Origin of the sequence: Kitasatospora sp. NPDC050463 (genome assembly GCF_040655255.1) — a bacterium.
GTDB lineage: Bacteria > Actinomycetota > Actinomycetes > Streptomycetales > Streptomycetaceae > Kitasatospora.
This window is the reverse complement of record NZ_JBFAJO010000045.1, coordinates 50276-75238: the sequence shown is the minus strand read 5'-3', so window position 1 is coordinate 75238 and position 24963 is coordinate 50276. Positions and strand designations below refer to the sequence as shown.

Genomic DNA, 24963 nt, shown 5'->3' with positions numbered 1-24963 from the left:
GCCCGCTCCTCGATCGAGGAGCGGGCCGGGGGCGTTGCGAAGGTGCCCGCGGGCTCGCGCGGCCGGTCGTCGAAATTGGCTTGGGCGTCGTCCGTGCCGGTGGTTAGCGTGGCCGGTATGACGGAGAATCCGGTACCCGCAGACTGGCGCGCGGCCAACCGCGCCAACTGGGACGAGCGCGTCCCGATCCACACCTCCGGCGCGTTCTACGACGTCCCCGGCTTCGTCGCCGGCAGGGAGGCGCTCCGGGACTTCGAGCTCGCCGAGGTCGGCGACGTCACCGGGAAGACCCTGGTCCACCTGCAGTGCCACATCGGCCTGGACACGCTGGCGTGGGCCCGGCGCGGAGCCACCGTCACCGGGCTCGACTTCTCCGCGCCGGCCGTGGCCGTGGCCGACGGCCTCGCCAAGGAGATCGGCGCGACGACGGCCCGCTTCGTCGCCGCCGACGTGTACGACGCCGTCGACGTGCTCGACGCGCAGACCTTCGACATCGTCTACACCGGCCTGGGCGCCCTGTGCTGGCTGCCCGACATCGACCGCTGGGCGCGGACGGCGGCCGCGCTGGTCGCCCCGGGAGGATTCCTCTACCTGGCCGAGTTCCACCCGTTCGCCGACATCCTGGCCGAGGACGGCCGGACGGTGGAGACCGACTACTTCCGGCGCGAGCCGATGGTCTGGGACGAGCCCGGCACCTATGCCGACCTGGGCGCGGAGACCACCGCGAACGTGACCGTCGAGTGGCAGCACGGCATCGGCGAGGTCGTCAGCGCCCTGGTGAACGCCGGCCTGCGGGTGGAGTTCCTGCACGAGCACGACTTCACCCTGTTCCCGCGTTTCCCGGTCCTGCAGCAGGACGGCGGCGCCTACCGCTTCCCCGAGGGGCACCCGCGCACCCCGCTGATCTACTCGATCCGCGCGACCAAGGCGGTGTAGGGGCGGACACGAGAACGCCGGCGCGGTCGACCGGCAGCGACCCGGTGGCGGACCGAGTGGTCCTTCGGGCAGGCTCGGGCCATGGTCTCAGTGGTGCAGAACGTGGCGATCGACTGTGCGGATGCCTATGCGCTGGCACGGTTCTGGAGCGAGGTGCTCGGCTGTCTGCTGCATCCGGCGGACAAGCCGGGTGATCCGGAAACCGAGGTGATGCTGCCGGAGGGCCCGCTGCTGCACTTCAACCAGGTGCCGGAACCGAAGACGGTCAAGAACCGGCTCCACCTGTGCCTGCGTCCGGAGACCACGCGCGAGGAGGAGGTCGAGCGCCTGCTGAAGCTCGGGGCCACCCTCGTCGATGACCGCCGGGAACCCGAAGGTCCCGGCTGGGCCGTCCTCGCGGACCCCGAGGGCAACGAGTTCTGCGTTCTGCGCAGCGCGGCCGACCGGGCGGCGATGTCCTCCTGAGGCTGGAGCAGGCAGCTGCTGCCCTGGGCCCTGCCCCGGGCAGGCAGGGCCGTCTCCGCGCGAGGCGGTGGGGGACGGGGACGGTGTCGCCCGCCGAGTCGCGGTCCACCTGTTCCAGCACGTCATTGGCGCTGGCGACCGTCGACAGGCTTCCTCGGCCCCGACCAGGGTGGCGGGGCCGCCGCCCTTCCGGCGAGCCGGTCATCGGCTCGACCGGCGCCGACTCGGCACGCCGGCCGTGGCCGCGGTGGGTTTGATCTCCGGCGGGCGGTGGCGGGCGAGAGCGGTGGCGGTCATGGCGGTGACCGCCATCGCGGCGATGCCGACCAGCGCCGCGGTGGTGTAGGCGTGGTCGTTCGGGAAGAGATGACCGGTGTCGGTGCCGGCGGCCAGGACCAGGCCGCCTATCGCACTGCCCAGGGAGTACCCGACGCTGCGGACGACGTAGTTGAAGCTCATCGCGCTCGACGTCTCGCTCTTGGGTGTGACGGCGAGGATGACGCCGGGCATCACGGCTGAGAAGCCGCCGACGCCGAAGCCCAGCACACCCATCGCGACGAGCAGTTCGGCCAGGTTCGACCGGGCCGCGGCGAACAGCACGAACCCGCCGCCGACGAGGACGGCGCTGCCGGCCAGGAGAAAGGGTGCGTCGATCAGCGTCCGGACCCGGGGCGTGAGCTTGCCGGCGACGAACCCCGACACCGAGAACGGGACCAGGACCAGCCCGGCGACGAAGGTGGTCAGCCCGAAGCCGTAGCCGGCGCTGTGCGGCGTCTGCGCGTACCGCGTGATGAGCGTGAGCAGGAGGTACATGCCGCTCCCGCCGACGAACATGGCGATGTTCGCTCCGGCGACCGCCGGGTGCCGTACCGCCCGGACGCCGACCAGAGGCGCCTTGCTGCGCAGCTCGGAGGCGGTCCAGACGCACAGCAGGAGCACGGCGGCCATGGCGAGGATCACCGCCACGGCGAGGTGACGGCTCCACAGGCTCCTCTGGCCGGCCAGGAACAGGACGAGGAACAGCCCGCCCGCCAGGACGAGCGCGCCCGCCACGTTCACGTGAGCGGAGCGGCCTTCGGGAGCCGCGGGTACGGAACGCCATGCGGTGAGGAAGGCGACGGCGGTGACGAACAGACCGAATCCGTAGGCGGCCCGTACGCCGCCGATCTCGGCGAGCAGTGCGGTGAGCGGGTAGCCGACGCCGGCGCCGATGATCGAGACCACCGAGATCAGGGCGATCGTCGCCGCGCTGCGCTCCTCGGGGAGATGGTCCCGGGCCACGCCCATCATCAGCGCCGTCAGACCGAGCCCGACGCCTTGGGCCGCCCTGCCGACTAGCAGCCACGCGAACGGCAGCGGCAGCACGGTGAGCGCACTGCCGGCGGCGACGATCGCCAGCGTGGCGAGGATCGTGGCCCGTCGGTGTGGGCCGGCTCCGAGCCGGCCCAGGACGGGCGCGGCGACGGCGCCGCTCAGCAGCGCGATGGTCAGCGTCCACTGCGCGCTGTCGAGCGAGACGTCGAACGTGGTCGCAACACTGGTGATCAGCGGCGTCCCGAGGCTGGCGACCACCGCCACGACCAGGGCGATGAACACAAGGGCGGGGACCAGCAGCCGCGCCTCGGAGCGCTCCAGGGTGCGCCCCGTCACCGCTTCGGCCCTTCTCGGTCCCGGCTTTCGAGCTCTGCCAGGTGCGCCAGCGCGGGAAGCGCCGCCACCAGGGCCTCGACCTCGTCGTCGGCGAGTTCGTCGATCAGCCGCGCGAACGCGTCGACGCCCGCCTGGCGCCGCGTCTGAACGTACGACGCGCCGGCCTCGGTCAGACACACCAGCGTGACCCGCTTGTCGGACGCGTCGCCCCTCCTCTCGACCAGTCCGGACTCCTCCATCACCCGGACCAGGACGGTCATCGCGGGCTGGGTGACACCCTCGATCACGGCCAGATCGGTGATCCGTCGCGGGCCGGACCTGTGCAGGGTGGCCAGGGTGGCGGCGGACGTGATGCTCATATCGCGCGGAAGGCGTTTCACAGCCCTGGTGGCCAGCCCGTAGAGGGCAGACCCGATCGCGGTGGAAGCGCCACGAGTGGCATCTTGACGGCTCATAGCGTAAAGCATACGATATTTATATGAATGCTTTATGCATCTCTCGTCCCGCACCGCCCCCGCCACCGTGGCCTTCGCGAGGCGGTAACCGGGCTTCCGGCACGGTCGTCGTTTCCGTTTCCGGCACATTCCCCCGTCGCCGAAGGCGCCCGGGGCTGAGGAAGACTTCGCCGGGACGCGATCCGGCAGCCGCGGATGGCGGACCCGAGCCAGGCCTGATCAGCGCGTCCTTTCACATGCCCGGTGATCCGTCGCCGGGATCGATCGATCTGAGTGTCAATTCGACGCCGGACGTGTCCGGCCGAACACAGGGGGCTTCCATGGCCAAGGGGTACTGGGTCAGTGTCTACGGTGCCATTTCCGACCCTGAGAGGCTGACCGCCTACGACAAGCTGGCCCGTCCGGCCGTCCAGGCCGGGGGCGGACGCGTCCTGTCCCGTGGCGGTCGAGTCGTCGCCCACGAGGCCGGAAGCACGCAACGCGTCGTTCTGATCGAGTTCGACAGCTTTGAACAGGCCGTCGCGGCATACGAGAGCGAGGCATACCAGAAGGCACTGGTGGTCCTCTCCGGCGCCGTCGAGCGCGACTTCCGCATCATCGAAGGCATCGACTGACCGGCGGGCCCAGCCGTCGTTGAGCATCCGTCATCTGATACGCACACGCTGCTGAATGACGACTCGCGAGAGGAGTTCGAAGCGATGCCCCGCGTCCCAGTTCGCCGTTGATGTCCTCGACGGCCTGATCCCTGTCGGGCGGATCGAGGAAGCGACGCGACGTCCGGGCCAGCCGGACTGTCTCGCTGACCTCGTCGACGAAACTCACCCTCGCCCGAAGCGAACCGCGAACCGCTTCTCACCCGACAGATCGGTCCGGCGAACCCGAGGCTTCGATGACCAGAGGCGCATCCTGCATCCATCTGCCGTGTGCCCGTCGGGTGGCTGGTCCGGCACGCCATGAGGCATTGTCAAATCCTGTGGACTGACCCGACAGCCCAATGGCCGGTCGATCAAGCAAGCGGCTTGCGGTAACGGACGTACTCGTTCCGCCGCCGGAACCCCACACTCTCGTAGAGGTCGTAGGACCGGTGCGGATTTGCCGTGCCCGTGAACAGCCGAGCGGTCGTTGCACCCTGTTCGCGAAGGCTCCGCAAACCGTCCAGCAGCAGGACCCGGCCGATTCCGAGGCGTCGCTGGTCCGCCCGGACACTCAGCTCTTCCACCTCGCCCACCGTAGGGTCGTGACGACGGATGGAGCAGAGGGCGACCCCGACCATGTCCTGCCCGTTCCAGGCAGCCCGCCAGCATGCCGGATCGGCGGTGTCGACGAAGTCCTGGAAAGGCCATCTCTGAGCGAAGCCGGTGTCCGCGTACGAATCGACGACCGTCCTCCAGGCTGCACGGTAGTGGCTTGTCCCGATCGGCCCTGTCCGTATCCCGGCTGGCAGTTCGCCGCCCGGCTCGGGGACCTGCTGCAGATCCCCGAGCTCCAGCTCGACCAGGCTGAAGACACGTCGATAGCCGGCTGCGCGCAGAAGTGCCGTGGCGTCCTGCTGAGAGACCATGGCGTTCGCACCGACCACTGCCGTCCGCGCCGTTCCATGCTGTTTGACGAGCTGGCGGATCCGTTCTTCGGCCCAGCACAGCATGGCTGAGCCGATGCCCCGACCGCGATGCTCGGGCAAAAGGTGACCTCGGTGCAGGTAGAGCCACGTAGCGTCCCGCTCTTGCCACCACCGGATCGTCGAGTAGCCGACGACGACCCCGTCGAGCAGCACCAGGATCTGGTTCTTGGACGGGTCCTCCAGCTTGGCAGAAGCTTCAGCGATCTCGGCCGCTGTCGGGAGCCCTTCCACCACCGAATGGGCATCGACTCGATCCTGTTCAGCACAACCCAGCCGCACTGCGGCCATGGCGCCGTGGTCTTCGTCGCCGCGATACGGCCGGAACCCGAAGCCGACCGGAAGGTCCTGTCCTGCCATGCCATCCGACATGACCGGATGGTCTCGAACTTCGAGGGAGGTCCGCCACCCTGTTCACGCCACGGTCGAGGTACGCGCATCGCGTCCACCCCGAGGCCGATCCACAGGTCATGAGCATTGCTCGCACGCCCCTGGACGCCCCGAACTGGCGTTGGCCCGGCCTCAGTCACGGCAACGCCGCACTGATCGTCATCCGCTACGCGCCGGGCCGGCCGTCTTCCGTGCTGGTCCACAACGACATGCGGCACCTGCCGGAGGAGCTGCGCTGGATCGGGTGATGCGGCCGGACCGCTACCGGACCGGGCCGGCCAGCGTTTCGACGGGCCATGGCGGCTGTAGCGGCTCTTTCCGGGTGAGGCTCGCCAGCTCCTCCGGTGGTTCGGCGCCGTCCCGAACGGACGCGACGTACGCCTTTGCCTCTTGCAGGCTCAGTCGGGGGGCCTGCTTGCGCAGGTGGCCCATCGCGGCCACGACCCCGGCGGAGTGCACGAGCGCGCGAACGGCGGCGGCCAGGGGGTCGGGCGGTCTGACACCCCTGGTCTGGAAGAGGTAGTCCTCCTCCCAGCCCTCGTCCAACCACCAGGCGGCGGGGACGTAGTGGATGCTCCCGTCGTGGCGGTCCACCAGGTAGTGGCTGCCGGTGCCGACGGGGCGGTTGCGCACGTCACGGGCGCGGGCGTGCTCCGCAAGGTTCCAGAAGACGAGCCAGCCGACCGAGTGTTCCTCCACCGAGCAGACGGCCCGCTCGGGGGCCGGTCCCTTCCACGGCCACGACAACTCCTCGTCGGCCAGGAAGGACTCGACGAGTTCGACGGCGCGTTCCTTGGAGATCACGCTCTCATCCTTCACCACGGGTCAACCCGATTCTCGGCGGCTGGCCCTGCCCGGGGCGGGCAGGGCCTGCGCCCGTCGGTCAGGCGGTGAAGTTGGGGGAGCGGGTTTCGATGGCCTTCACGAAGGCGCTCCACTCGGCCTGGTCGAAGGCGAGGTGGGGGCGGGTGAGGTCCTTGTCGTCGCCGAGCCAGACGTCGCCGTTGGGGAAGCGGGCGATGATCACGCAGTTGCCGTTGCCGTCGCCGGAGAAGGGGGACTTGGTCCAGGTCGCGTCGGCGGGGTTGTGGGCGTAGGGGTCGTGCTTCTGGCTCACGTCAGCTCTTCCAACTTGCGTTCAAGGGCGGTGATGGTGTCCTCCGGAGACAGCGCGCACCGCTTTACCCGCGCGAAGGCCCGCTCGGCCCGCCGTACGTCGCGTCCCGTTCTACGCGGGAGCATACCGCCGACGGCTTCGATGAATACGAAACCGTTTTCGGGGTCGTCAGGGAAGCGCATCAGGGTGATTCCGGACGACAGGATGCCGGGACGTCCGGCGCTCAGGGGCACCATGCGCAGGGTGACGTTCGGGTACTGAGCCACCTTGATTGCGTGCCTGACTTGCTCGGTCAGCACCGTCCGATCGCCGGCCACGAGCAGGGCGACCTCACCGAAGTATGCCTCGAACGTGAGTAGTGGACTTTGCGTCAGCCGTCGCTGGCGCAGGACTCGAACTTCGGCTCCGGCCTCGACGCGTTCCTCGTTCGGGGAGTCGAGCCCAGCTGCGATCATTTCCTTCGCGTAGGACTCGGTCTGAACCAGGCCAGGGAAGCCCGACGAGAAGTAGTCCAGCATGTGCGAGGCATCGGCTTCGAGTGCGAGGTACTCCGCGAAAGCCGGTGTGATCGCCTCGGCGTAGTCGAGGTTGCGCCACCACTGTTTGGGCGGCCCGTTCCCGAGCAGGTTCTCGAAGTAGTCGCGATCCGCGCCGGTGACTCCGTAGTAGTCCAGGAGCGTGGCCAGATCGGCCGGGCCCATGGACTGCTCGGCGCGTTCCATCTTGCTGAGACGGGCCGGGCTCCACCCCTCCAGGTCATTCGTCACCTGGAGGAGCTTCTTGTTCTGATCCAACCGCAGGGCGCGCAGTTCGTCGCCCAGTCTGATCTGCCTGATCGCGGACAGGTCCTTGCTCAAGTGGGGCCCCTCCCCTCGGGTGTGGACGACCAGTCTTGCCGGAGAGAACCGCCCGACTCAAGCCGTTTCAAGATCCACCGAATTTCTAAGGCGTTCTGGTTGCCTTTTCGAATCGCCACCCACCACACTCAACGTGACCGCATGAACACGCTCCTGATGGGGCGTCTGGATGCGAAGGGGCGAACCATGTCCACTTTGAGCAGACCTGTCCTTCAGACCTGGGAAGCTGCCCTCACCGAGCACGCCAGCTCGGTGCGGACCGCCGCAGCCAGGTCCGCCAACGACTTACCGAGTGGGGCTGGCAGGGCGAGCGGGTCGACGACCTGGTCCTGATCACCTCGGAACTCGTGACCAACGCCGTCGTCCATGCCTGTCAGGGAGCGGGCGAAGTACGGCTCTACCTCCAGGAGTTCGGCGGTGACTGCCGCCTGGAGGTGTGGGACCCGCGGTTCGACCTGCCGCTCCGGGAACGCCGGCCGCGCCGCTTCAACGAGGGTGGGCGCGGGATCGAGCTGGTCCGGGAGCTGGCCTTCGACTTCGGTGTCGTCGCACGGCGCGGTGCGGGCAAGCGCGTCTGGGTGCGCGTACTGCTCGCCGACGCGAAACCTCCTCCCCCTCCCAGGAATTGAGCACCATGCGCTGCCGAGCCAAGCACCGCCGTCGTCCCAAGCACCGCCGCCGTATCCTCACCGGACGTGATCACGCCCCGCGCGAAGGTCATCCGGTCCCGGGCGTCACCGACGTCCTCGCCGATCGCCCCGCCGCCGCCGAACTCGCCGCCGTGGCCGTCGTGTTCGCACTGAGTCTCGGGCTCGCCTTCCTCGCCTCGGCCCTGGTCGGCCCCGGCGAGCCCGCCACCGCCAGGGTCGTCTGGTGGACGACCCTCGCCGCCGCCGTGATGCGGGGCATCACCTGGTCGGACACCCTGCTCGACCGCCGGTCCCAGGAGAGGGAGTAGCCCATGTACCCCGCCGCCATCGCCTTCCGCGACCCGGCCGCGCTGCACGCCCGTTGCGAGATCGCCGGCGTCCGCCGCCTCACCTTCGAGCCCGGCTACGAGACCTGCGCCATCGTCCCCGACGGCGGGTGGACGCCGCTGCCGGAGGGCTACCCGGAGCGGTTCGCGCCGAGTGTCTTCAGCCGGGACAGCAGCCTGATCGAGCTGTTCCGGGTGCCCGACACCGTCTTCGACCTCGACACCCTGACCGCCCTCGTGCACACCCTCGGCGACCCGAACCCCGTCACCCTCGGTGAGACCGAGGACGCCCCCGGCGGGCCGGTCACCCATCTCGCCGCGGACACCGGGCTCCGGCCCGGCCTGCACGTCGACAACCACCAGAACCTCCCGTATGCGGCGCGGGAGTCCGCCCGCCGTCGCCTCTGCGTCAACCTCGGCCCCGGCAGCCGGTACCTGCTCCTCGCGGACACGGACATCAAGTCGATCTGCCGGACCGTCCACGACCGGTACGAGGAGCACCACCCCCGCACCGCCGACCTCCGGCTCTTCGTCACCCGCCGTCGCCCGCTGCGCGTCCTCCGGTTGCGGATCGACCCCGGTGAGGGGTGGTTCGCGCCGACCGCCGTGCTGCCGTACGACGAGTCCACGGAGGGCCAGGAGCAGCGCTCCGTCACCGCCTCCTGGCTGGGGCACTGGGAGCGGGGGGTGTTCGGTCCGCTGATCTGACCGGCGGCCGATCGGGTGTGTCAGGCTGGGTGGGGAGGGGCTGGAACACGGCCGAAGGTCGGGAGGCTCGCGATGGCCGAGATACAGGTGAACGGGGTGTCGCTGTACTACGAGGCCCGGGGGTCCGGGCCGAGCGTGGTGCTGGTCCACGGGTCCTGGAGCGACGCCGACAGCTGGGCGCGGGTGGTGCCCGGACTGGCCGAGCAGGCCGCCGTCGTCACCTACGACCGGCGCGGGCACAGCCGGAGCGACGACCTGCTCACCCAGGGATCGGTCTACGAGGACGCCGCCGACCTGGCCGGACTGATCCAGGGGCTCGCCCTCGGCCCCGCCTTCGTCTGCGGGGACTCCTACGGCTCGCTGGTCGCGCTGCGCCTCGCCGCCGCCCGCCCGGACCTGCTGCGCGGCCTGGCCGTGCACGAGCCGCCGGGGACGTCGATGCTGCTGGCCGATCCCGATCTGCGGCCGATCGCCACGGCCTTCGCCGGCCGGATCGCCGCCGTGCGGGAGCTGCTGGAGCAGGCGGAGTCGGCGGCCGCGGCGGAGCTCTTCGTGGAGTCGCTCGCCTTCGGGCCGGGGGCGTGGGCGCAACTGCCCGCGCCGATCCGGCACACCTACATCCGCAACGCGCCGACGTACCTGGACGAGCTGCGGGACCCGGACGCACTGGACCTCGACCTGACCGCGCTCGCCCACTACACCGAACCCGCGCTGCTCACGCAGAGTGATGACAGCGCGCCGATGTACGGCGAGGTGCTGGACATGATCGATCTCGTGCTGCCGAAGGCGGAGCGGCACCTGTACACGGGTGCCGGTCACGCTCCGCATCTGTCGCAGCCGGAGGAATGGGTGCGGGTCACCCTGCCGCGCATCCTGGGGTGAGGCGCGCGCAAGGGGCGCGAACCGGCACGTGCGCGCCCCTGGGGGGGCGTTGATCGCCCGCGCGGGCTCCGGGGGTTCGGCTCGGGCGGGGCTTCCGGCCCGGATCCTGTCGTCGTCGCCAGCGCTTCAGGGCGAGCGCCTTCACCGCCGTACTCACCCACCGAGAGGGCCGGAGGGCCGACTCGGGGGTGGGCGAGGAGGCGCGGGCAGGTCAGACCAGGCCGGCCAACAGGTCCGCGAAGATCTCCGGGCGGCTGAAGTACCCGACGTGCGACGCGGCCAGGGTGTGCACCTCGAAGGGGTTCGCCGGGGTCAGCTCGTCCGCCTTGCGGATCATGTAGTCCTGGACGGCCGGGGGAATGCTCATGTCCTCGGAGAGGCGCACGAAGGTGTGCGGGACGCAGCCCCAGGCCTCGGCTCTGACCAGCGCGCCCTCCTTCAGCACCGCGTGGTTCTCGTCCGGGTCCAGGGAGTCCAGCAGCATCCGGTACTGGTGGTCGGTGGAGTCCGCCATGACGGCAGCCTTGAGCTGGGCGAACAGGTCGGGATCGGCGTGCGCGCCACGCCAGTTCAGTCGGGCCACCCCCGGGATCCCCGCACCGGGCACGGCGATCCGCGCCACCGCGGCGTCCAGCAGGTTGTCGTCGACGACGTCCCACTTCTCGGTGAGCATCGCGCGGTCACTCAGGCAGAGCGCGGAGAGGTAGACGACGCGGTCGACGAGTTCGGGCACGGCGTTGGCCACGGCGGTGACGGTCAGGCCGCCGAAGCTGTTGCCCGCCAGGACCAGCGGCCCCGATGCGGCGAGCCGGTGCAGGACGTCCACCACGTGGCGCACGTTGTCCTGAAGGGTGAGTCCGCGCATCGGGGAGGGGGCGGCGGCCAGTGCCGTCAGGTCCTGCGGCTGCCGGTAGTAGGCGGCCGGGTGGTCGGCGCGGTCGCCGTGACCGGGCAGGTCGACGGCGTACGAGCGGTGCCCGCGCAGGGCCAGCTCATTCTGCAGCGGCCCCCAGGCCCGGGCGTTGCTGGACCCACCGGGAACGAACACGAAGGTGGGGTCCGAGATGGTGCGCATGAAGGAATTCCTCGTCATCCTGAGGCGAACGGTGAACAGTGCGCGGATGACCAGGTGCCGACGAGCGGTCGGGTCAGCACCCAGGTCGGGGCACCGAACGGAACCGCAGGGACTGCCAGTTGTGTATGACGGAGGACATGATCGAACCCTAGGGTCCGGTCGGTCCGCCCGCCAGTGGTTTTGATCGAGCGGGCGTCACGGCTACGCCGTGCCCGGGGTCCTGCGGGTGGAGACGTTCATCCGGTTCCAGGCGTTGACGGTGAGGATCAGCGCGATCAGCTGGGCGAGCTCCTTCTCGTCGAAGTGTGCGGCCGCCTCGCCGTACACCGCGTCGCTGACGCCCCGCGGGAGCAGGGTCACGGCCTCGGTGAGGGCGAGGGCCGCGCGCTCCCCGGCCGTGTAGAGGCTGGAGTCCTCCCAGGCGCTCAGCTGGTGGATGCGCTCCTCGCTCTCGCCCGCCCTGCGGGCGTCCCCGATGTGGCGGTCGATGCAGTAGGCGCAGTGGTTGAGCTGCGAGGCGCGGATCTGCACGAGCTCGACCAGCACCGGGTCGAGGCCCGCCCGGGCGGCGGCGTCCAGGGCCAGGACGGCCCTGAACACCTTGGGGGCGACGGTGGCGAGGTTCATGCGCTCGGGGATCCGGACGGGTGTCATGCGGACGAGCCTAGGTGCGGCAGCGGCCTGCCCGATGGTGCATTTCGAGGGGGCTCCGGCGGGTCAATTCCGCTGGGGATTCCCGACGCCGTCCCCCCGCAGCCGGTCGCGCTGGACCTGGTGGGCGAGGGTGCGGCGGACCGAGGCCGACACGGTGGTGGTCCGGGCCGCGGCGGACTTCGGCGGGACGTCCAGGGCGCGGCTGATCGCGTCGTAGGCCGCCCGGTGGCTGGTGGGCAGCTGCGCCCGGTGGACCCGGAGGTCCGCTTCGAGCAGGCGCCGCAGCTCGTCGACGTCCCGAGGGGTGAAGCGCTTGCGCCCCCGGGCGAGGGCGGCGAGGTGGCCGGTGCAGTGGGCGGCGCCGTCGAGGGTCTCGGAGACCTCCTCGGCGAGGCCCCACAGGCGTCCTTCGAGCCAGGGCGGGTCGTACTGGTCGAGCGAGACGTCCAGCGGGGGCTGGGGCTCCCCGCTCCCGTGCTTCGCCATCTGCTTGGAGACGGCGGGCTGGCTCAGCTCGGTGAGCCGGGCGATCCTGCTCTGGTTCCAGCCCAGCCCGGCCAGCACCTGGATCATCTCGGTGCGCAGGCTCCGCATCTCCTCGCCCGCGCGGATGACCTCGTTCATGCCCGCGATGATCCGCTCGGCCTGGTCCTCGGTCAGTGTCTCGTGGGTCGGATGGGTGCTCTCGTCGCCTGCCATGACTCGGTTATACACCCCGGAAGCCGGCGACTATAACCAGGTTGTATAACCAGGTTATGGGTGCCATGATCCCTGCCATGCCCACTTTCACCGCACCTGACGGCACCCAGCTCGCCTACCGCGTCCACGGGGACGGCGAACCGCTCCTCTGCATCCCCGGTGGCCCCGCGGACTCCCGCTACCTCGGCGACCTCGGGGGCCTGTCCGCACACCGACGGCTGATCGTCCCGGACCTTCGCGGCACCGGCCGCTCCGCGATCCCGGAGGACCCGGGCTCCTACCGCTGCGACCGCCTCGTCGACGACGTCGAGGCCCTGCGCCGCCACCTCGGGCTCGATCGCACCGACCTGCTCGGCCACTCGGCCGGCGCGAACATCGCGACGCAGTACGCCGCCCGCCACCCCGGACGCGTCGGCAAGCTGCTCCTGGTCGGCCCCGGCACCCGCGCCGTCGGCATCGAGATCAGCGGGGAGACGCGCCGCGAACTCGCACGACTGCGCAGCGGCGAGCCGTGGTTCCCGGCCGCGTTCGCCGCACTGGAGGCGATCACCGCGGGCACCGGCACCGACTGGGAGGCCGTCGACCCGTTCTTCCACGGCCGGTGGGACGCGGCGGCGCAGGAACACCATGAGGCGAGCCGGCCGACCAACCGCGAGGCCGTCGCGCTGTTCGGCGCCGAGGGAGCCTTCGACCCGGCGGAGACCCGTGCGGCGCTCGCCGCCTGCGCGTCGCCCGTCCTGCTGGTCACCGGGGAGTTCGACCTGAACAGCCCGCCGAGCTCGGTGGCCGAGTTCGGCGGACTGTTCCCCGCCGCCGACGTCGTCGTGCAGCCGGGGGCGGGCCACTACCCCTGGCTCGACGACGCCGACCGGTTCGTGGCGACCGCGGCCGCCTTCCTGGGTGACGCGCGGGGGTGACGGCGCGGCGGACGCGGGTGGCGGTTCGGCGTGACGGGCGGTCCCGGGCGGGCGCGGCTCAGCGGCAGAGGGCCGTGCGCACGACGTCGTCGACGCGCGACCTGGACGCCTGGTCGGACAGCTGGACGGTCACCGCCACGTTGGCGGCCCGGCCGTCGTCGGTGGCGCCGCCCCGGGTCTCGAACCCGGGGAAACTGCCGCCGTGGCCCCAGTAGACGCCGGGGCCGCACGGCAGCGGCATGCTCACCAGCCCCAGTCCGTAGCCGGCGCCGGGGCCGAAGGTCTTCTCGGCGGGGACGGTGGTGCGCATCTGGGCGAGCTGGGCGGCCGGGAGGAGGCGACCGGGCTTCAGGAGGGCGCTGTAGAACCGGTTGAGGTCGGAGTCGGTGGAGATCAGCTGACCCGCGGCCCAGCCCCAGGACGGGTCCAGCTCCGTGATGTCGACCAGCCCGCCCGCCGCGTCCCGGTAGTAGCCGTGGGGGTGGGCCTCCCGGATGGTCGCGTCACCGGGGGCGGGGAAGTAGGTGTGGCGCAGCCCGAGGGGCTTGATGACGCGCCGTTCGATCTCCGTGGCGAGCGACCGGCCGGTGACCTCCTGGACGATCAGGCCGGCCAGCACGTAGTTCGTGTTGCTGTACGCCCAGCCCTTCCCCGGCTCGAACTCGGCCTCGTGCCGAAGGGCGATGCCGACCAGCTCGTGCGGGTCGTAGTACCGGACGTCGTCGTCGAGGTAGTTGCTGTAGTTGGGCAGCCCGCTGGTGTGCTGGAGGAGTTGGCGGACGAGGATGTGGTTTCCGTCGATCCCCTCGCCGCGGACGAGGCCCGGCAGGTAGTGGTCGACCGTGGAGTCGAGGTCGATCCTCCCCTCGGCGACCAACTGCAGCACGACCACGGCCGTGAACGCCTTGGTGTTGCTGCCGATCCGGACCTGTCCGTCGTCGGGCACCGCGGAGCCGGTGGCCAGGTCGCCCACGCCGGCGGTGTACGTGCGGGTGCGCCCGTGCCGGTCCTGGACGCTCGCCAGCGCACCGGGCACGCCGTCGCTCTCCAGCAGCGCGGTCAGCCCGTGCCGGGCGCTGTCCGGCCCGGGGGCGGCGGACGCCGCGGGCGCCGCGAGGAGCCCCGTCGCCAGGACGCCCACGGCCACCGCGGCCGCGGCCCGCACGACCCTGCGCCGCCCACCGCCCTGCTGCCGGTCGGAGGAACGGAACTTCTGCGACGTCTGCTCACGCACGGGTCGACTCCTGGGTGTTCGTCGGGAAACAGCGGTTCGTGCTGGTCCCAGCGTGTCCGGGAGTGATCGTCCGGGGCGATCCTGCTACCCGCCCGGGCGCGGGTGGGGCTAACCCCCCGGTCGGCCCGCCCGATCGGGAACCGGGGGTGCGGACGAAGGCCCGGGGAAGGGCGTCGGCGTCAGACGGCGGGGGTGTCGGTGTCGGTGTCGGTATCGGCGGAGGTGCCGGTGCCGGCGTCAGCTGAAGGCTCGGCGGAGGTGTCGGTGGGGCTGTCGGTGCGGGCGGGGCTCGGTCTTCTTCGCATGGTGGGCTCCCAACGGTTCGACGCTGTCTGCCCCGGACACTAGTCATGGACGCGTCATGTTGAAAGGGGGCGTACGGGAGCAGTCGACCGAGCCCCGAACGCGCCGGTGCTCACGCGGCCGGTGGGAGCCGCCGGAGGTGTCAGCCGCCGAGGCTCGCGCGGACGGCCTCGACCAGGCGATCGGCCCGGGCGTCGCCGTGACCGATCATGCGGTTCGCCGTGTAGGCGAAGCCGATGCCGAACTCGTCGTCACCGAAGGCGAACTGGCCGCCGGCGCCGTCGTTGCCGAAGCTGCGGGCGCCGAGCATCGGCCGGAACGACGGCGAGGGGAGCAGCACTCCCGAGCCCCAGCGGGCCCCCAGGTCGAATCCCAGGAAGCCCGCGCCGGAGGAGAGTTCGCGGACGGCGTCGGTGACGGTCGCCGGGGAGAGCAGCCGTTCGCTCCGCCCGCCCGAGCCGTCCTCGATGCCGGTGACGGCGGCCGCGTACAGCCCGGCCAGACCGGTCGCGGAGGCGACGGCGCCCGCGCCCGGCAGCTCGACGGCGTGCAGCGCCGGGTCGTTCCACCCGTGCGGCTCGTCCAGGCCGGGGAAGGCGAGCGCGCCGTTCATCGTCACGATGCGGGTCAGCAGATGCTCCGGGCCGGGCATCGGGCGGCGGCCCTCGGCCTCCACCAGTCGCGCCAGCCGGCCGTGTTCGGTCTCGGGCAGGCCGATCCAGGCGGACAGGCCGAGCGGGTCACCGATCGCCCGGCGGAAGTAGGCGCCCGGGGTGAGACCGGTGATCCGTCGGACCACCTCGCCGAGCAGGAAGCCGAAGACATGGCCGTGGTACTCGTACGTCGCGCCCGGCTCCCAGAGCGGCTGCTGCTCCTCGACGGCGCGGACGACGGGCGCCCAGGCGGCGATCTCCTCGAAGGAGAGGACGGCGTCCAGGGCCGGCAGGCCGGCCCGGTGGCCGAGCACCATCCGGCAGGTGATCGTCTCCTTGGCGTGCTGCCGCTCGCCCGGCCGGGCGAACTCGGGCCAGTAGCGGCTCACCGGGGCGTCGAGGTCGAGCAGCCCCTGCTGCGCGAGGAGGTGGACGGAGATCGCGACGAGGCCCTTGGCGCAGGAGAAGACCGGGACGACGGTGTCGGCCTGCCACGGGCGGCCGGTGCGCTCGTCCGTGGTGCCGCCCCAGAGCTCGACCACCTTGCGGCCGCCGGCGAACACCGTGACGGCGGAGCCGAGTTCGGGGAAATCGGCGTAGTTGCGGGCGAACGCGTCGGCGACTGCCCCGAACCGCTCGTCGGCCCACCCCTGGAACTGCTGCATCGGTCCCGCTCCTCCGTGCGCGGCCGCGGTGCGGCCAAGATCGTCGACCGGGCAACGGTACGGCGCGGGCGGTCCGGGTACGAGCGATTTTCGGCGGCCATGCGGGTCAGGGCGAGGGGGCGGGATCAGGCGGGCACCGCGGGTGTGCGCGGGTGGCTCACCCGGTCGGTGGAGTGATGTCGGCCCGGCCGTGCCGCGTCCGGCCCGGGCGCGGCGGCTCTCTCCGAGCAGGGCCGGATCAGTCCGGCGTGATGCCGGTGAGGACAGCGAGAACGGCGAGACGAATGCGGTTGTCCCGGCCCGTCTTCGCCATCAGGCTCGCCACATGCGTCTTCACGGTGGTGACCCCGAGATGCAGCCGGTCGGCGATCTCCTTGTTGGACAGGCCCACGCCGAGCAGGCCGAGTACCTCCCGTTCGCGCGGGGCCGGGTCGTCGTCGTCACCGGGGCGGGGCGGGGCGGGGCGCGCAAGCCCGAGCCCCTGCCGACGTTCTTCGAGCAGGTCGTGAACCTGGTCCGACCGCACGCACCCGGTGCTGCGATCGCGTTCAACACCAGCGGCGGCGACAGCGTCGAGGCGGACCGGCGGGGGCTGTGAGCCCGGCCCCGGGCGCCACCGTCATCGCACCCGCATTTCGACGAGCCGTCAGGACTGTGCCGCCGACGTCAGCATGGCCGTGATCACCCGGTGCAGTGAGCGGTCGAAGACGGTGTCCGGGTCGGCGGGCGGGGCGGCCGTCGCGAACGCCGCGGCCAGGTGCGGGTAGGCGCCGCTCGTCGCGGCCCTGGTCAGGTAACCCACCAGCTCGCCCTGCCACTTGGCGTCCGAGGCGGCCGTCCGCTCGTACTGCGCGTACTGGCAGACGAACCCGTTGAGCAGCGCCATGCCTTCCATCCGCGCGGCGCCGTCCAGGCCGCTCGGCTCGGTGACGGCCAGGAAGTGGTCGGTGTAGCGCAGGGCGTTCGGGCCGATGCCCGGCCGTGCGATCACCAGGGCGGGCAGCCACGGGTGCCGGCGCATGATGGCGAGCTGCTGGTGGGCGAGCCGGCGGAGGTCCTCGCGGCAGTTCCCGGTGGGGGAGATGGCGGTGAACTCGTACTCGGCGGCCGCCGCGTCGAGCATCAGGTCGAGCAGGTGCTCCTTCTTCGGGACGTAGTTGTACAGCGACATCGTCCCGGCGCCGAGCGCGGCCGCCACCCGACGCATGGAGGCCGCGTCCAGCCCCTCGGCGTCCGCGATGGCGATCGCCGCGGCGGCGATCGAGGCGCGGCTGTGGGCCGGCCTGGGGCCGCGGCCGGTGCGCTCGGGGCGCAGCCAGATCAGCTCGGGGGCTTCGGCGGTCACGGGGGGCGGGGGCGGGGGGCTGGCGGGGGGCTGGCGGGACGGCACTGGGAGATCACCTCGGTTACCCATCTTAGATACGTACGGCGTACGTAGTACGATGCGTGCGCAGGTGCTTCTACGTACGCTGTACCTAGAGAGGGGCAGAGCCATGTCGGACACCAGCCGGCCCGCCGTCGAAATGGCGGGCGTGGTGAAGCGATTCGGAACCACCGAGGCCCTGCGCGGCCTCGACCTCACCGTCCCGGCCGGCACCGTCTGCGGCCTGCTGGGCCCGAACGGCGCCGGCAAGACCACCGCCGTCCGCGTCCTCGCCACCCTGGTCGCCCCCGACCGCGGCACCGCCCGGGTCGCCGGGTACGACGTCGTCCGCGAGGCCGAGGCCGTGCGGCGCAGCATCGGCCTGGCCGGGCAGCACGCCGCCGTCGACGAGGGCGTCACCGGCCGCGACAACCTCCGGCTGCTCGGACGGCTGCACCACCTCGGCGCCCGGGCGGCCCGGACCCGCGCGGACGAACTGCTCGAACGCCACGGCCTCGCCGAGGCCGGCGACCGCCTGGTCCGCACCTACTCCGGCGGTATGCGGCGCCGGCTCGACCTGATCGCCAGCCTGGTCACCGGCCCGCCCCTGCTCTTCCTGGACGAGCCGACCACCGGTCTCGACCCGCGTGGCCGACAGGGCGTCTGGGACGCGGTCAAGGACTTGGCCGACGGCGGGACGACCGTCCTGCTCACCACCCAGTACCTGGAGGAGGCCGACCGGCTGGCCGACGACATCGTGGTCGTCGACCACGGCGCCGCGATCGCCACCGGACCGCCGCACCGGCTCAAGGCGGCGATCGGCACCCGGATCTCGGTCACGCTCGCCGAGTCGCCGGACGCCGGCCGGCTCGGTTCCGCCGCCGTGGTGCTGGCCGCCCTGGCGAAGAACGGTGACGTGGTGGCGGACCACGCCGAGCGGACCGTCACCGTGGTCACCCGGCCGGGCGTGGAGGTGCTGCTGCCCAGGCTGGTGCGGGAGTTGGACGCGGTGGGTGTGGTGGCCCGCGACGTCGCACTGCGCCCGCCGTCGCTGGACGACGTGTTCCTCGCCCTCACCGGTGGTGCTGCCGGTGGTACCGGCGGTGCTGGCGGTGTCGGTGCTGCCGGTGGAACCGGCGCGCTCGGGGTGGTCGCCTGATGGCCACCGTCCACGTCGCCCCTCCCGTGCTCTCCGCCCCGGGTCGGCTGCTCAGCGACACCTGGTCCGCGATGCTCCGCGTGCTGCTCGCCTACCGCCGCTCGCCCGGCCTCCTGGCCGCCTCGCTGGCGGTGCCGGTGGTGATGGTGGTGATCTTCGGTTATGTCTTCGGCAGTGCCATCCGGGTGCCCGGCGGCGGCAACTACCGCGAGTTCCTGATGCCCGGCCTGTTCGCCATGGTGGCCGTCAACGGCATGATGCCCACCATGATCGGCGCCGCCCGCGACGTCGGGCGCGGAGTGACCGACCGGCTGCGGTCGATGCCGCTCTCGCGCACCGGCCTGCTGCTCGGCCAGAACCTGGCGGACCTGCTGGTCAGCACCATCGTGCTGGCGCTGGTGGCCGCCGTCGGCCTGGCAGCCGGCTGGCGGATCAGGGGCGGATTCGCCGACGCCGCCGAGGCGTTCGCACTCCTGCTGCTGTTCCGCTTCGTGATGACCTGGGTCGGCACGCTCGTCGGGCTGGCCGTCGGCAGGGAGGAGACGGCCGGCCAACTCGCCGTCGGCCTCTTTCCGCTGGCGATGGTGACCAACGCGTTCGTGCCTACCGGCGGCATGCCCGGTTGGCTGCGGACGATCGCCGACGGGAATCCGGTCAGCGCCGTGGTGCAGGCCTGCCGCGAGCTGTTCGGCAACCCGTCGGCGCCCGGCCCGGCCTGGCCGATGCAGCACGCGGTGCCCGCCACCCTGCTCTGGTGCGCGGTGCTGCTGGCACTCTGCGGGCCGCTCGCGGTACGGAGGTTCGCCAGTCACGGGCGCTGAATTCGGCGCTCACGTCAGGCCGACCGGCACGTTCGAGGTCCGGTCGGTGGAATGTGCTGGACACCCGGGCCGGTGCGGCAGAGGGTGGGCACCATGGAGTTCACCCATCTCGGCCGTACCGGCCTGACCGTCTCCCGACTCTGCCTGGGCACCATGAACTTCGGCCCGCACACCGCGGAGTCCGACGCCCACCAGATCATGGACACCGCCCACGAGCGGGGCATCAACTTCTTCGACACCGCCAACGCCTACGGCCGTGACGACGAGGGCAACCTGAAGGGCCGCACCGAGGAGATCATCGGCAGATGGTTCGCCCAGGGCGGCGGCCGCCGCGAACGGACGGTGCTCGCCACCAAGGCGTACGCCCCGATGGGCGACTGGCCCAACGAGGGCCGGCTCTCCGCCCTCGCCATCCGTCGCGCCGTCGAGGACAGCCTGCGCCGCCTGAACACCGACCACATCGACCTGTACCAGATGCACCACATCGACCGGGACACGCCCTGGGAGGAGATCTGGCAGGCGATGGAGGTCCTGGTCACCCAGGGCAAGATCATCTACGTCGGGTCCAGCAACTTCGCCGGCTGGCACCTCGCCCAGGCCCAGGAGGCCGCCCGCTCCCGGCACTTCCTGGGCCTGGTCAGTGAGCAGTCCCTCTACAACCTGATCGACCGCACGATCGAGCTGGAGGTCATCCCCGCCCTCCAGCACTACGGCCTCGGCCTTCTGCCGTGGTCCCCGCTGCGCAGCGGCCTGCTCGGCGGCGTCCTGCGCAAGCTGAACGAGGGCGCGGCCGTCCGCGGCGCCACGGGCCACGCGAGTGAGATCCTGGCGGCCAACCGCGAGCGCATCCAGGCTTACGAGGACTTCGCCGCCGAACTCGGCGCCGACCCGGCCGATCTCGCCCTCGCCTGGCTGCTCACCCGCCCCGCCGTCACCGCCCCCATCGTCGGCCCCCGCACCCTCGCCCACCTCGACGCCGCCGTCGCCGTGTTCGACCTCAAGCTGGACCAGAAGACCCTCGGCCGACTCGACGAGATCTTCCCCGGCCACCAGCCGGCCCCGGAGGACTACGCCTGGTAGGCCCGACACCGCCCACGGACCCGCCCGGGCCTCGGACGAGGCCCGGGCGGCCGCTGTGCCTCCTCAGGCCGCTGTGTGTTCTCGGCCCACTGTGTGTTCTCGGGCCACTGGGCGTCTCACTCGGCTGTGCGTCTCAGCCCTCCCCGTCGAGCAGCAGCCTCGCGGCCACCGTCGCCCCGTCGGTGCGGACGGTGCCGGCGACGGCGGTCGCCCGTGCGCGGGTCTCGGAGGTCAGGGCCGCCTTGAGCGCCGTCGACAGGGACTCGGTGGTCGGGGCCTGGTCGTCGTGCGCCACCCCGACGCCCAGGTCGGCCATCCGGCCGGCCCAGTACGGCTGGTCCGCCCCCTGGGGCACCACCACCTGCGGCACGCCGGCCAGGGCCGCGGTCGTCGTCGTGCCCGCGCTGCCGTGGTGCACGACGGCGACCGAACGGCGGAACAGCGCCTGCTGGTTGACCTCGCCGACGACGAAGCAGTCGTCCCGGTCGTCGATCGGGGCCAGCCCGGCCCAGCCACGGGCGAGGACCACCCGGCGGCCCTGCGCGCGGATCGCCTCGACGGCCGCCCGGGCGACCTCCTCCGGGGCGCTCACGGGGGTGCTGCCGAAGCCCACGTACACCGGCGCCGCGCCGGCGTCGAGGAACTCCACCAGGTCGGCGGGGAGGGGGCGTTCGTCCGGCAGGATCCAGGCACCGGTCTGCACCACGCCGAGCTCCGTCGGCTGCCACGGGGACAGCACCGGGTCGGTGGCCAGCCACGGCCGGTCGGTGAAGGCGAAGTCACGGACGCCGTCGACCGGTGGCAGGCCGAACGACGCCCGCTGGGTGTTGAGCTCCTCGCCGAACATCGTGTTCGCGATCCGGGCGTCCACGTCCCAGAGTGCCCGGTTGTCGGTCGCGTCCTCGGGCAACGGCCGGCCCCGCCGCGCGGGAGGCCGGCGGTACGGTGACGGCAGGCTGACCGGCTGGTGGCTCGCGTGCACGTAGCGGATGCCCAGCTTCTCGGCCACCGAGCGCGCGCCGGCCGTGGCCGGCAGCGGACCGGTCGCCACCAGTGCGTCGCTTCCCTGCGCCACCGCGGCGACCGTGTCGAACTGCGCGGCCATCAACTCGGCCATGCGCTGCGCCAGACCCTCCGCCGACCCCGGCGTCACCGTGGTCACCAGCGGGCGCACCGGCCGGCCGGTCGGCACCACCTCCACGCCGACCCCGGCCAGCCGCTCCGTGAACTCCTCGTCCGGTGGCGCGCACACCCGCACCTGCGCACCCAGCTCCCGCAGCCGCACCGCGAGTCCCACCATCGGCTCGACGCCCCCGCGCGCCCCGTACGTCGACAACACCACGCGCATGCCAGTACTCCCCGTTTCGCCGGCTCCGTGCTCAGGTCGGCGATTCTGCGGCATGACCGGGGCCTTGCCGCAAGGCCCCCCGTGCGCTATATGTTGATCATGGCAAGGAGGCGACACGCTCCTTCCTCGTGTTCGGCGTGTGCAGCGTGTTTCTCTTGCGTCCGCCGTGTTCGATGCGGACGGACCGCCTGCCCCTCCCCGGGCCTGGCGAAGCGGCGGCGAGCCGAGCCGCCCATCCCGGTCCTTCGGCGTACTCGCCGGTCACCCCGGTGGGCTGTGGTAGCACTAGCTGGCATGACGGAGAGGCCTGCCGAGCGCGGCAGCTATCACCACGGGGCCCTGCCCGAGGCGCTGGTCGCGGCGGCGTTCGCGCTGCTGGACGAGGAGGGGCCGGCGAAGGTCACCATGCGCGAGGTGGCACGGCGGGCGGGGGTGTCGGCGGGCGCACCGTTCCGGCACTTCCCGGACCGGCAGGCGCTGCTGACGGAGGTGGCGGACCGGGTGCTGGCCGACTTCGAGCGCTGGCAGCTCGCCGAGATCGAGCGGAGCGGGGGCCCGGCGATGAAGGCGCTCGGGCTCGGGTTCATCCGGTACGCGATTCGCCACCCGTACCGGTTCGAGCTGGTCCGCTCGCGGGTGTTCACGGCTTCCCGGCAGCCCGAGCTGCGGGAGCGGCTCTCCGGGATCGACGAGGCGCTCATCGAGTTCATCGTCGCGGACCAGGAGGCGGGCCGGCTGCGCCCCGGCGATCCGGCCCTGGTGGGGCTGGCCGGGCAGGCGCTGGTGTACGGGCTCGCGCAGATGATCGTCGACGGGTACCTGCCGGCGGAGAAGGCGGAGGAACTGGCCGAGCAGGTGGTGGACACCTTCGGCCAGGGGGTCGGTAACCGTCGCTGACCCCTGACGTCAACCACCGCTCACTGCACAGGATTTGAGGGTGCGCGGAGCCTTGACCGGGCTCTCGGCCGCTGATGTAATCACCGCTTACATGGGTGGAGGAGAGAGCTGGAGGAACACATGTTCGCCAAACCGACTCCGGGATACACCACCGCGGCCGTCACCGGGGACACCGTGGTGCTGCTGATCGGGATGCGCATCAACCGCTTCTGGGCCGTCCACCACTGGATCCCGGTGATGGCGGCCATGTTCCGGATGCTCCACGACCTGGCCAAGGAGCCGGAGCGGGGGCTGCGCGGACGCATCCTGCTGACCGCCTCGCCGCGGACGTACTACGTCGTCCAGTACTGGGAGTCCAAGGAGAGGCTGTACGACTACGCGGCCGCGCCGGACGCCTTCCACCACAAGGCGTGGGGGATCGCCAACCGCAAGATACGCGCCGGGAAGGTGCGCCAGTACGTGGGGCTCTGGCACGAGACGTACATCGTGCCGGAGGGTTCGTACGAGGCGATCTACTTCGACATGCCGCCCTTCGGGCTGGCGGGGGCCCACGGCTCGCTGCCGGTCGAGCGCCGGGGGCGGCGCGCGGCGGACCGGCTCGCCTACCGCTCGCGGACCGAGGGCGGGGAGCAGCAGGTGGAGGAGCCGGGGGCGGGGTCGGGGAAGCAGCCGGGTGAGGCGTCCGGGGCGGAGCCGGCCGCTTGGCGACGGTAGCGGCCGGGGAGCGGCGTCGGCGGCCTGTGGTCAGTTCAGCAGGCCGCCCATGTGCGCGTCGTCGGCGAGGAGTTGCCAGGAGTGGCCCGGTGTCGCGAAGGCCTCCGGGTCGATGGCGGCGATCACGTCCTCGACCACGCCGCTCAGCAGCGACTGCGGGTCGAAGACCTCCCAGCTGCCGGCCGCGCGCCCGTACTCCCAGCGGCGCCACTCGGCGCGCAGCCGCTCGCAGACCCAGAGCGAGTACAGCAGGGCGGACAAGTCCCGGTTGAGGTAGGCCTCCGGCTCGCCGGCCTCGTTCCAGTCGGGCAGCTCCAGCCGGCCGGTGGCGCCGTCGAGGGCTACCACGAGGTCGTCGGGCCAGTCGCCGACGGCGAGGTGGTCGCGCTGGTGGTCGCGGTTCTGCGGCGAGACGCCGGGGCGGTCGCTCCGGGCGTCGAGCGGGAAGCCGTCCGAGGGTGTGGCCACGGATGTGTGTGCGGGAGCGTCCGAAGGCGCGTCCGGGGTGAAGTGCTCCGGGTAGGCCTCGGCCATCGTGCGCAGCGGCTCGTCGTCGGAGACGGTCAACAGCCCGCCGCCGAGGGGCAGTCCGACCTCGGCGAGCAGTCGCCTGGTGGGTCCATGGGTGAGCCGGTCGGGCAGTTCCTCCGGGCGGTAGCGGCGGACCAGCCCGTCGGCCCCGAGCGCGGCGAGGTCCTGGACCAGCTCCGGCCCGAGCTCGTACGCGAGCGCGCCCGGGCCACCGGGGAGCGCACCCCAGGAGAGGGAGCGCACCAGCAGGGCCGTGTCCCAGTGCGGGGGAGCGTCGTCGGCGCGGTCGAACAGTTCCGGGTCGATCGCGCGCATCCGCCGCCGGGCGACCCCGACCACCTCCGCGACCACCGCCGGCCCCCGGTACCCGTCGAGCGCGGCGGGCTCCGCCGCAGCCACGGCCACGGCGTCGACCTCGCGCATCAGCTCGACCAGCGCGGGAAGGCTGGAGGCGATCAGATCGCGTCGCAGCCCGTCGTGGCGGCCGCCACGACGCCGGGCCGCGAGGAAGACCTCGCCCGTCGCCCCGTCCAGCAGGACGGCGTCGCCCTCGTAGTCGGTGGCGGCGACGTACCCCGTCTCGCCCAGGACGAACAGCCGCTCGGTCGGGCCTGAGCCCAGCACCCCGAGCGGGGGCGCGTCCAGGGCGGCGAAGTCCAGGAAGGCGCCCTTCTCGGGCAGCCCCTCCCCGGCCAGGAAGGTCCGGCTGGGCTGGTGGGACAACTCCTCCGGCAGGCCTGCCGACCCCAGGCGCAGGCGCCCGTCCCAGTGCGCCTCGATGTTCATGCCCGGCCAC

29 protein-coding genes and 1 pseudogene are annotated in these 24963 nt (G+C 71.9%); 14 read left to right on the top strand and 16 right to left on the bottom strand.

Translation table 11 applies throughout. The features are described 5' to 3' along the window. The first annotated feature begins 117 nt into the window (after positions 1-117). On the top strand, positions 118-936 hold the full coding sequence (locus AB0J08_RS26335; RefSeq protein ID WP_360639159.1) for a class I SAM-dependent methyltransferase: 819 nt from the start codon (positions 118-120) through the stop codon (positions 934-936). Positions 937-1017: 81 nt separating this feature from the next. Continuing rightward, positions 1018-1401: a VOC family protein gene (locus AB0J08_RS26330; protein ID WP_360639156.1), complete on the top strand. Its 384-nt coding sequence runs from the start codon at positions 1018-1020 to the stop codon at positions 1399-1401. A 201-nt stretch (positions 1402-1602) separates the two neighbouring features. Here the strand turns inward: AB0J08_RS26330 and AB0J08_RS26325 are convergent, their stop codons facing one another. After that, positions 1603-3051, bottom strand: coding sequence for an MFS transporter (locus AB0J08_RS26325; protein WP_360639153.1), 1449 nt, complete (start codon positions 3049-3051; stop codon positions 1603-1605). Beyond that, positions 3048-3410, bottom strand: coding sequence for a MarR family transcriptional regulator (locus AB0J08_RS26320; RefSeq protein WP_360639150.1), 363 nt, complete (start codon positions 3408-3410; stop codon positions 3048-3050). Before AB0J08_RS26320 ends, AB0J08_RS26325 begins: the two co-directional genes overlap by 4 nt. A gap of 416 nt (positions 3411-3826) precedes the next feature. Between AB0J08_RS26320 and AB0J08_RS26315 the strand changes: the two genes are divergently transcribed. Continuing rightward, positions 3827-4120 carry a DUF1330 domain-containing protein gene (locus tag AB0J08_RS26315; protein ID WP_360639147.1) on the top strand — a complete coding sequence of 98 codons (294 nt, stop codon included), beginning with the start codon at positions 3827-3829 and terminating at the stop codon, positions 4118-4120. A 392-nt stretch (positions 4121-4512) separates the two neighbouring features. Here the strand turns inward: AB0J08_RS26315 and AB0J08_RS26310 are convergent, their stop codons facing one another. Then, on the bottom strand, positions 4513-5496 hold the full coding sequence (locus tag AB0J08_RS26310; RefSeq protein ID WP_360639144.1) for a GNAT family N-acetyltransferase: 984 nt from the start codon (positions 5494-5496) through the stop codon (positions 4513-4515). A 119-nt stretch (positions 5497-5615) separates the two neighbouring features. Between AB0J08_RS26310 and AB0J08_RS26305 the strand changes: the two are divergent. Beyond that, positions 5616-5762, top strand: a pseudogene (locus AB0J08_RS26305) (histidine phosphatase family protein); the annotation flags it as partial. 13 nt (positions 5763-5775) lie between these two features. Here AB0J08_RS26305 and AB0J08_RS26300 read toward each other — a convergent pair. The 3 genes from AB0J08_RS26300 to AB0J08_RS26290 all read right to left on the bottom strand — a co-directional run bounded on the left by AB0J08_RS26300 (position 5776) and on the right by AB0J08_RS26290 (position 7488). Next, positions 5776-6318, bottom strand: a complete 543-nt coding sequence (locus tag AB0J08_RS26300; protein WP_360639141.1) for a hypothetical protein — start codon at positions 6316-6318, stop codon at positions 5776-5778. 79 nt (positions 6319-6397) lie between these two features. Next, positions 6398-6631, bottom strand: a complete 234-nt coding sequence (locus AB0J08_RS26295; protein ID WP_360639137.1) for a DUF397 domain-containing protein — start codon at positions 6629-6631, stop codon at positions 6398-6400. Beyond that, positions 6628-7488, bottom strand: a complete 861-nt coding sequence (locus AB0J08_RS26290; protein WP_360639134.1) for a helix-turn-helix transcriptional regulator — start codon at positions 7486-7488, stop codon at positions 6628-6630. The genes AB0J08_RS26295 and AB0J08_RS26290 overlap by 4 nt, the downstream gene beginning before the upstream one ends. Before the next feature lie 218 nt (positions 7489-7706). Between AB0J08_RS26290 and AB0J08_RS26285 the strand changes: the two genes are divergently transcribed. From AB0J08_RS26285 to AB0J08_RS26270, 4 genes are all read left to right on the top strand, one after another. Then, a complete protein-coding gene (locus tag AB0J08_RS26285) occupies positions 7707-8117 on the top strand; it encodes an ATP-binding protein (RefSeq protein WP_360639165.1) in 411 nt (136 codons plus the stop codon). Positions 8118-8122: 5 nt separating this feature from the next. Next, positions 8123-8446, top strand: coding sequence for a hypothetical protein (locus AB0J08_RS26280; RefSeq protein WP_360639131.1), 324 nt, complete (start codon positions 8123-8125; stop codon positions 8444-8446). A gap of 3 nt (positions 8447-8449) precedes the next feature. Next, positions 8450-9172, top strand: coding sequence for a hypothetical protein (locus AB0J08_RS26275; protein ID WP_360639128.1), 723 nt, complete (start codon positions 8450-8452; stop codon positions 9170-9172). 72 nt (positions 9173-9244) lie between these two features. Continuing rightward, on the top strand, positions 9245-10054 hold the full coding sequence (locus AB0J08_RS26270; protein ID WP_360639124.1) for an alpha/beta hydrolase: 810 nt from the start codon (positions 9245-9247) through the stop codon (positions 10052-10054). A gap of 211 nt (positions 10055-10265) precedes the next feature. Here the strand turns inward: AB0J08_RS26270 and AB0J08_RS26265 are convergent, their stop codons facing one another. The 3 genes from AB0J08_RS26265 to AB0J08_RS26255 form a co-directional block, all read right to left on the bottom strand. Continuing rightward, a complete protein-coding gene (locus AB0J08_RS26265) occupies positions 10266-11129 on the bottom strand; it encodes an alpha/beta hydrolase (RefSeq protein ID WP_360639121.1) in 864 nt (287 codons plus the stop codon). A 201-nt stretch (positions 11130-11330) separates the two neighbouring features. After that, positions 11331-11783, bottom strand: a complete 453-nt coding sequence (locus AB0J08_RS26260; protein ID WP_360639118.1) for a carboxymuconolactone decarboxylase family protein — start codon at positions 11781-11783, stop codon at positions 11331-11333. Positions 11784-11846: 63 nt separating this feature from the next. Continuing rightward, positions 11847-12482, bottom strand: coding sequence for a sigma-70 family RNA polymerase sigma factor (locus AB0J08_RS26255; RefSeq protein ID WP_360639115.1), 636 nt, complete (start codon positions 12480-12482; stop codon positions 11847-11849). A gap of 77 nt (positions 12483-12559) precedes the next feature. Between AB0J08_RS26255 and AB0J08_RS26250 the strand changes: the two genes are divergently transcribed. Then, positions 12560-13399, top strand: coding sequence for an alpha/beta hydrolase (locus AB0J08_RS26250; protein WP_360639113.1), 840 nt, complete (start codon positions 12560-12562; stop codon positions 13397-13399). Between the two features lie 58 nt (positions 13400-13457). On the opposite strand, the gene AB0J08_RS26245 is transcribed toward AB0J08_RS26250, so the two are convergent. The 5 genes from AB0J08_RS26245 to AB0J08_RS26225 form a co-directional block, all read right to left on the bottom strand. Continuing rightward, positions 13458-14633 (bottom strand): serine hydrolase domain-containing protein, encoded by a 1176-nt coding sequence (locus tag AB0J08_RS26245; protein ID WP_360639110.1) that lies wholly within the window; start codon positions 14631-14633, stop codon positions 13458-13460. Between the two features lie 179 nt (positions 14634-14812). Beyond that, positions 14813-14938, bottom strand: a complete 126-nt coding sequence (locus tag AB0J08_RS26240) for a hypothetical protein (RefSeq protein ID WP_360639107.1) — start codon at positions 14936-14938, stop codon at positions 14813-14815. 140 nt (positions 14939-15078) lie between these two features. Continuing rightward, the gene (locus tag AB0J08_RS26235) at positions 15079-16254 is read right to left on the bottom strand and encodes a serine hydrolase domain-containing protein (RefSeq protein ID WP_360639104.1); all 1176 of its coding nucleotides are present in this window, start codon (positions 16252-16254) and stop codon (positions 15079-15081) included. A 238-nt stretch (positions 16255-16492) separates the two neighbouring features. Then, a complete protein-coding gene (locus AB0J08_RS26230) occupies positions 16493-16756 on the bottom strand; it encodes a LuxR C-terminal-related transcriptional regulator (RefSeq protein WP_360639162.1) in 264 nt (87 codons plus the stop codon). A gap of 144 nt (positions 16757-16900) precedes the next feature. Continuing rightward, the gene (locus tag AB0J08_RS26225) at positions 16901-17599 is read right to left on the bottom strand and encodes a TetR/AcrR family transcriptional regulator C-terminal domain-containing protein (RefSeq protein ID WP_360639101.1); all 699 of its coding nucleotides are present in this window, start codon (positions 17597-17599) and stop codon (positions 16901-16903) included. Positions 17600-17747: 148 nt separating this feature from the next. Between AB0J08_RS26225 and AB0J08_RS26220 the strand changes: the two genes are divergently transcribed. From AB0J08_RS26220 to AB0J08_RS26210, 3 genes are all read left to right on the top strand, one after another. After that, a complete protein-coding gene (locus tag AB0J08_RS26220) occupies positions 17748-18776 on the top strand; it encodes an ATP-binding cassette domain-containing protein (RefSeq protein ID WP_360639097.1) in 1029 nt (342 codons plus the stop codon). Further along, positions 18776-19597, top strand: coding sequence for an ABC transporter permease (locus AB0J08_RS26215; protein WP_360639093.1), 822 nt, complete (start codon positions 18776-18778; stop codon positions 19595-19597). Before AB0J08_RS26220 ends, AB0J08_RS26215 begins: the two co-directional genes overlap by 1 nt. Before the next feature lie 93 nt (positions 19598-19690). Next, complete coding sequence (locus tag AB0J08_RS26210) at positions 19691-20677, top strand: aldo/keto reductase (protein WP_360639090.1); 987 nt, start codon at positions 19691-19693, stop codon at positions 20675-20677. 133 nt (positions 20678-20810) lie between these two features. On the opposite strand, the gene AB0J08_RS26205 is transcribed toward AB0J08_RS26210, so the two are convergent. Beyond that, entirely contained in the window at positions 20811-22025 is a 1215-nt protein-coding gene (locus AB0J08_RS26205) for a glycosyltransferase (RefSeq protein ID WP_360639087.1), read from the bottom strand. Positions 22026-22319: 294 nt separating this feature from the next. Here AB0J08_RS26205 and AB0J08_RS26200 point away from each other — a divergent pair, with 294 nt between their 5' ends. Together AB0J08_RS26200 and AB0J08_RS26195 are read left to right on the top strand one after the other, a co-directional pair. Next, positions 22320-22922, top strand: a complete 603-nt coding sequence (locus AB0J08_RS26200) for a TetR/AcrR family transcriptional regulator (RefSeq protein ID WP_360639084.1) — start codon at positions 22320-22322, stop codon at positions 22920-22922. A gap of 120 nt (positions 22923-23042) precedes the next feature. Then, the gene (locus tag AB0J08_RS26195) at positions 23043-23636 is read left to right on the top strand and encodes a DUF4188 domain-containing protein (protein WP_360639081.1); all 594 of its coding nucleotides are present in this window, start codon (positions 23043-23045) and stop codon (positions 23634-23636) included. 30 nt (positions 23637-23666) lie between these two features. Here AB0J08_RS26195 and AB0J08_RS26190 read toward each other — a convergent pair whose 3' ends face one another. Beyond that, positions 23667-24953, bottom strand: coding sequence for an SUKH-4 family immunity protein (locus AB0J08_RS26190; RefSeq protein WP_360639078.1), 1287 nt, complete (start codon positions 24951-24953; stop codon positions 23667-23669). Between the last annotated feature and the right edge of the window lie 10 nt (positions 24954-24963).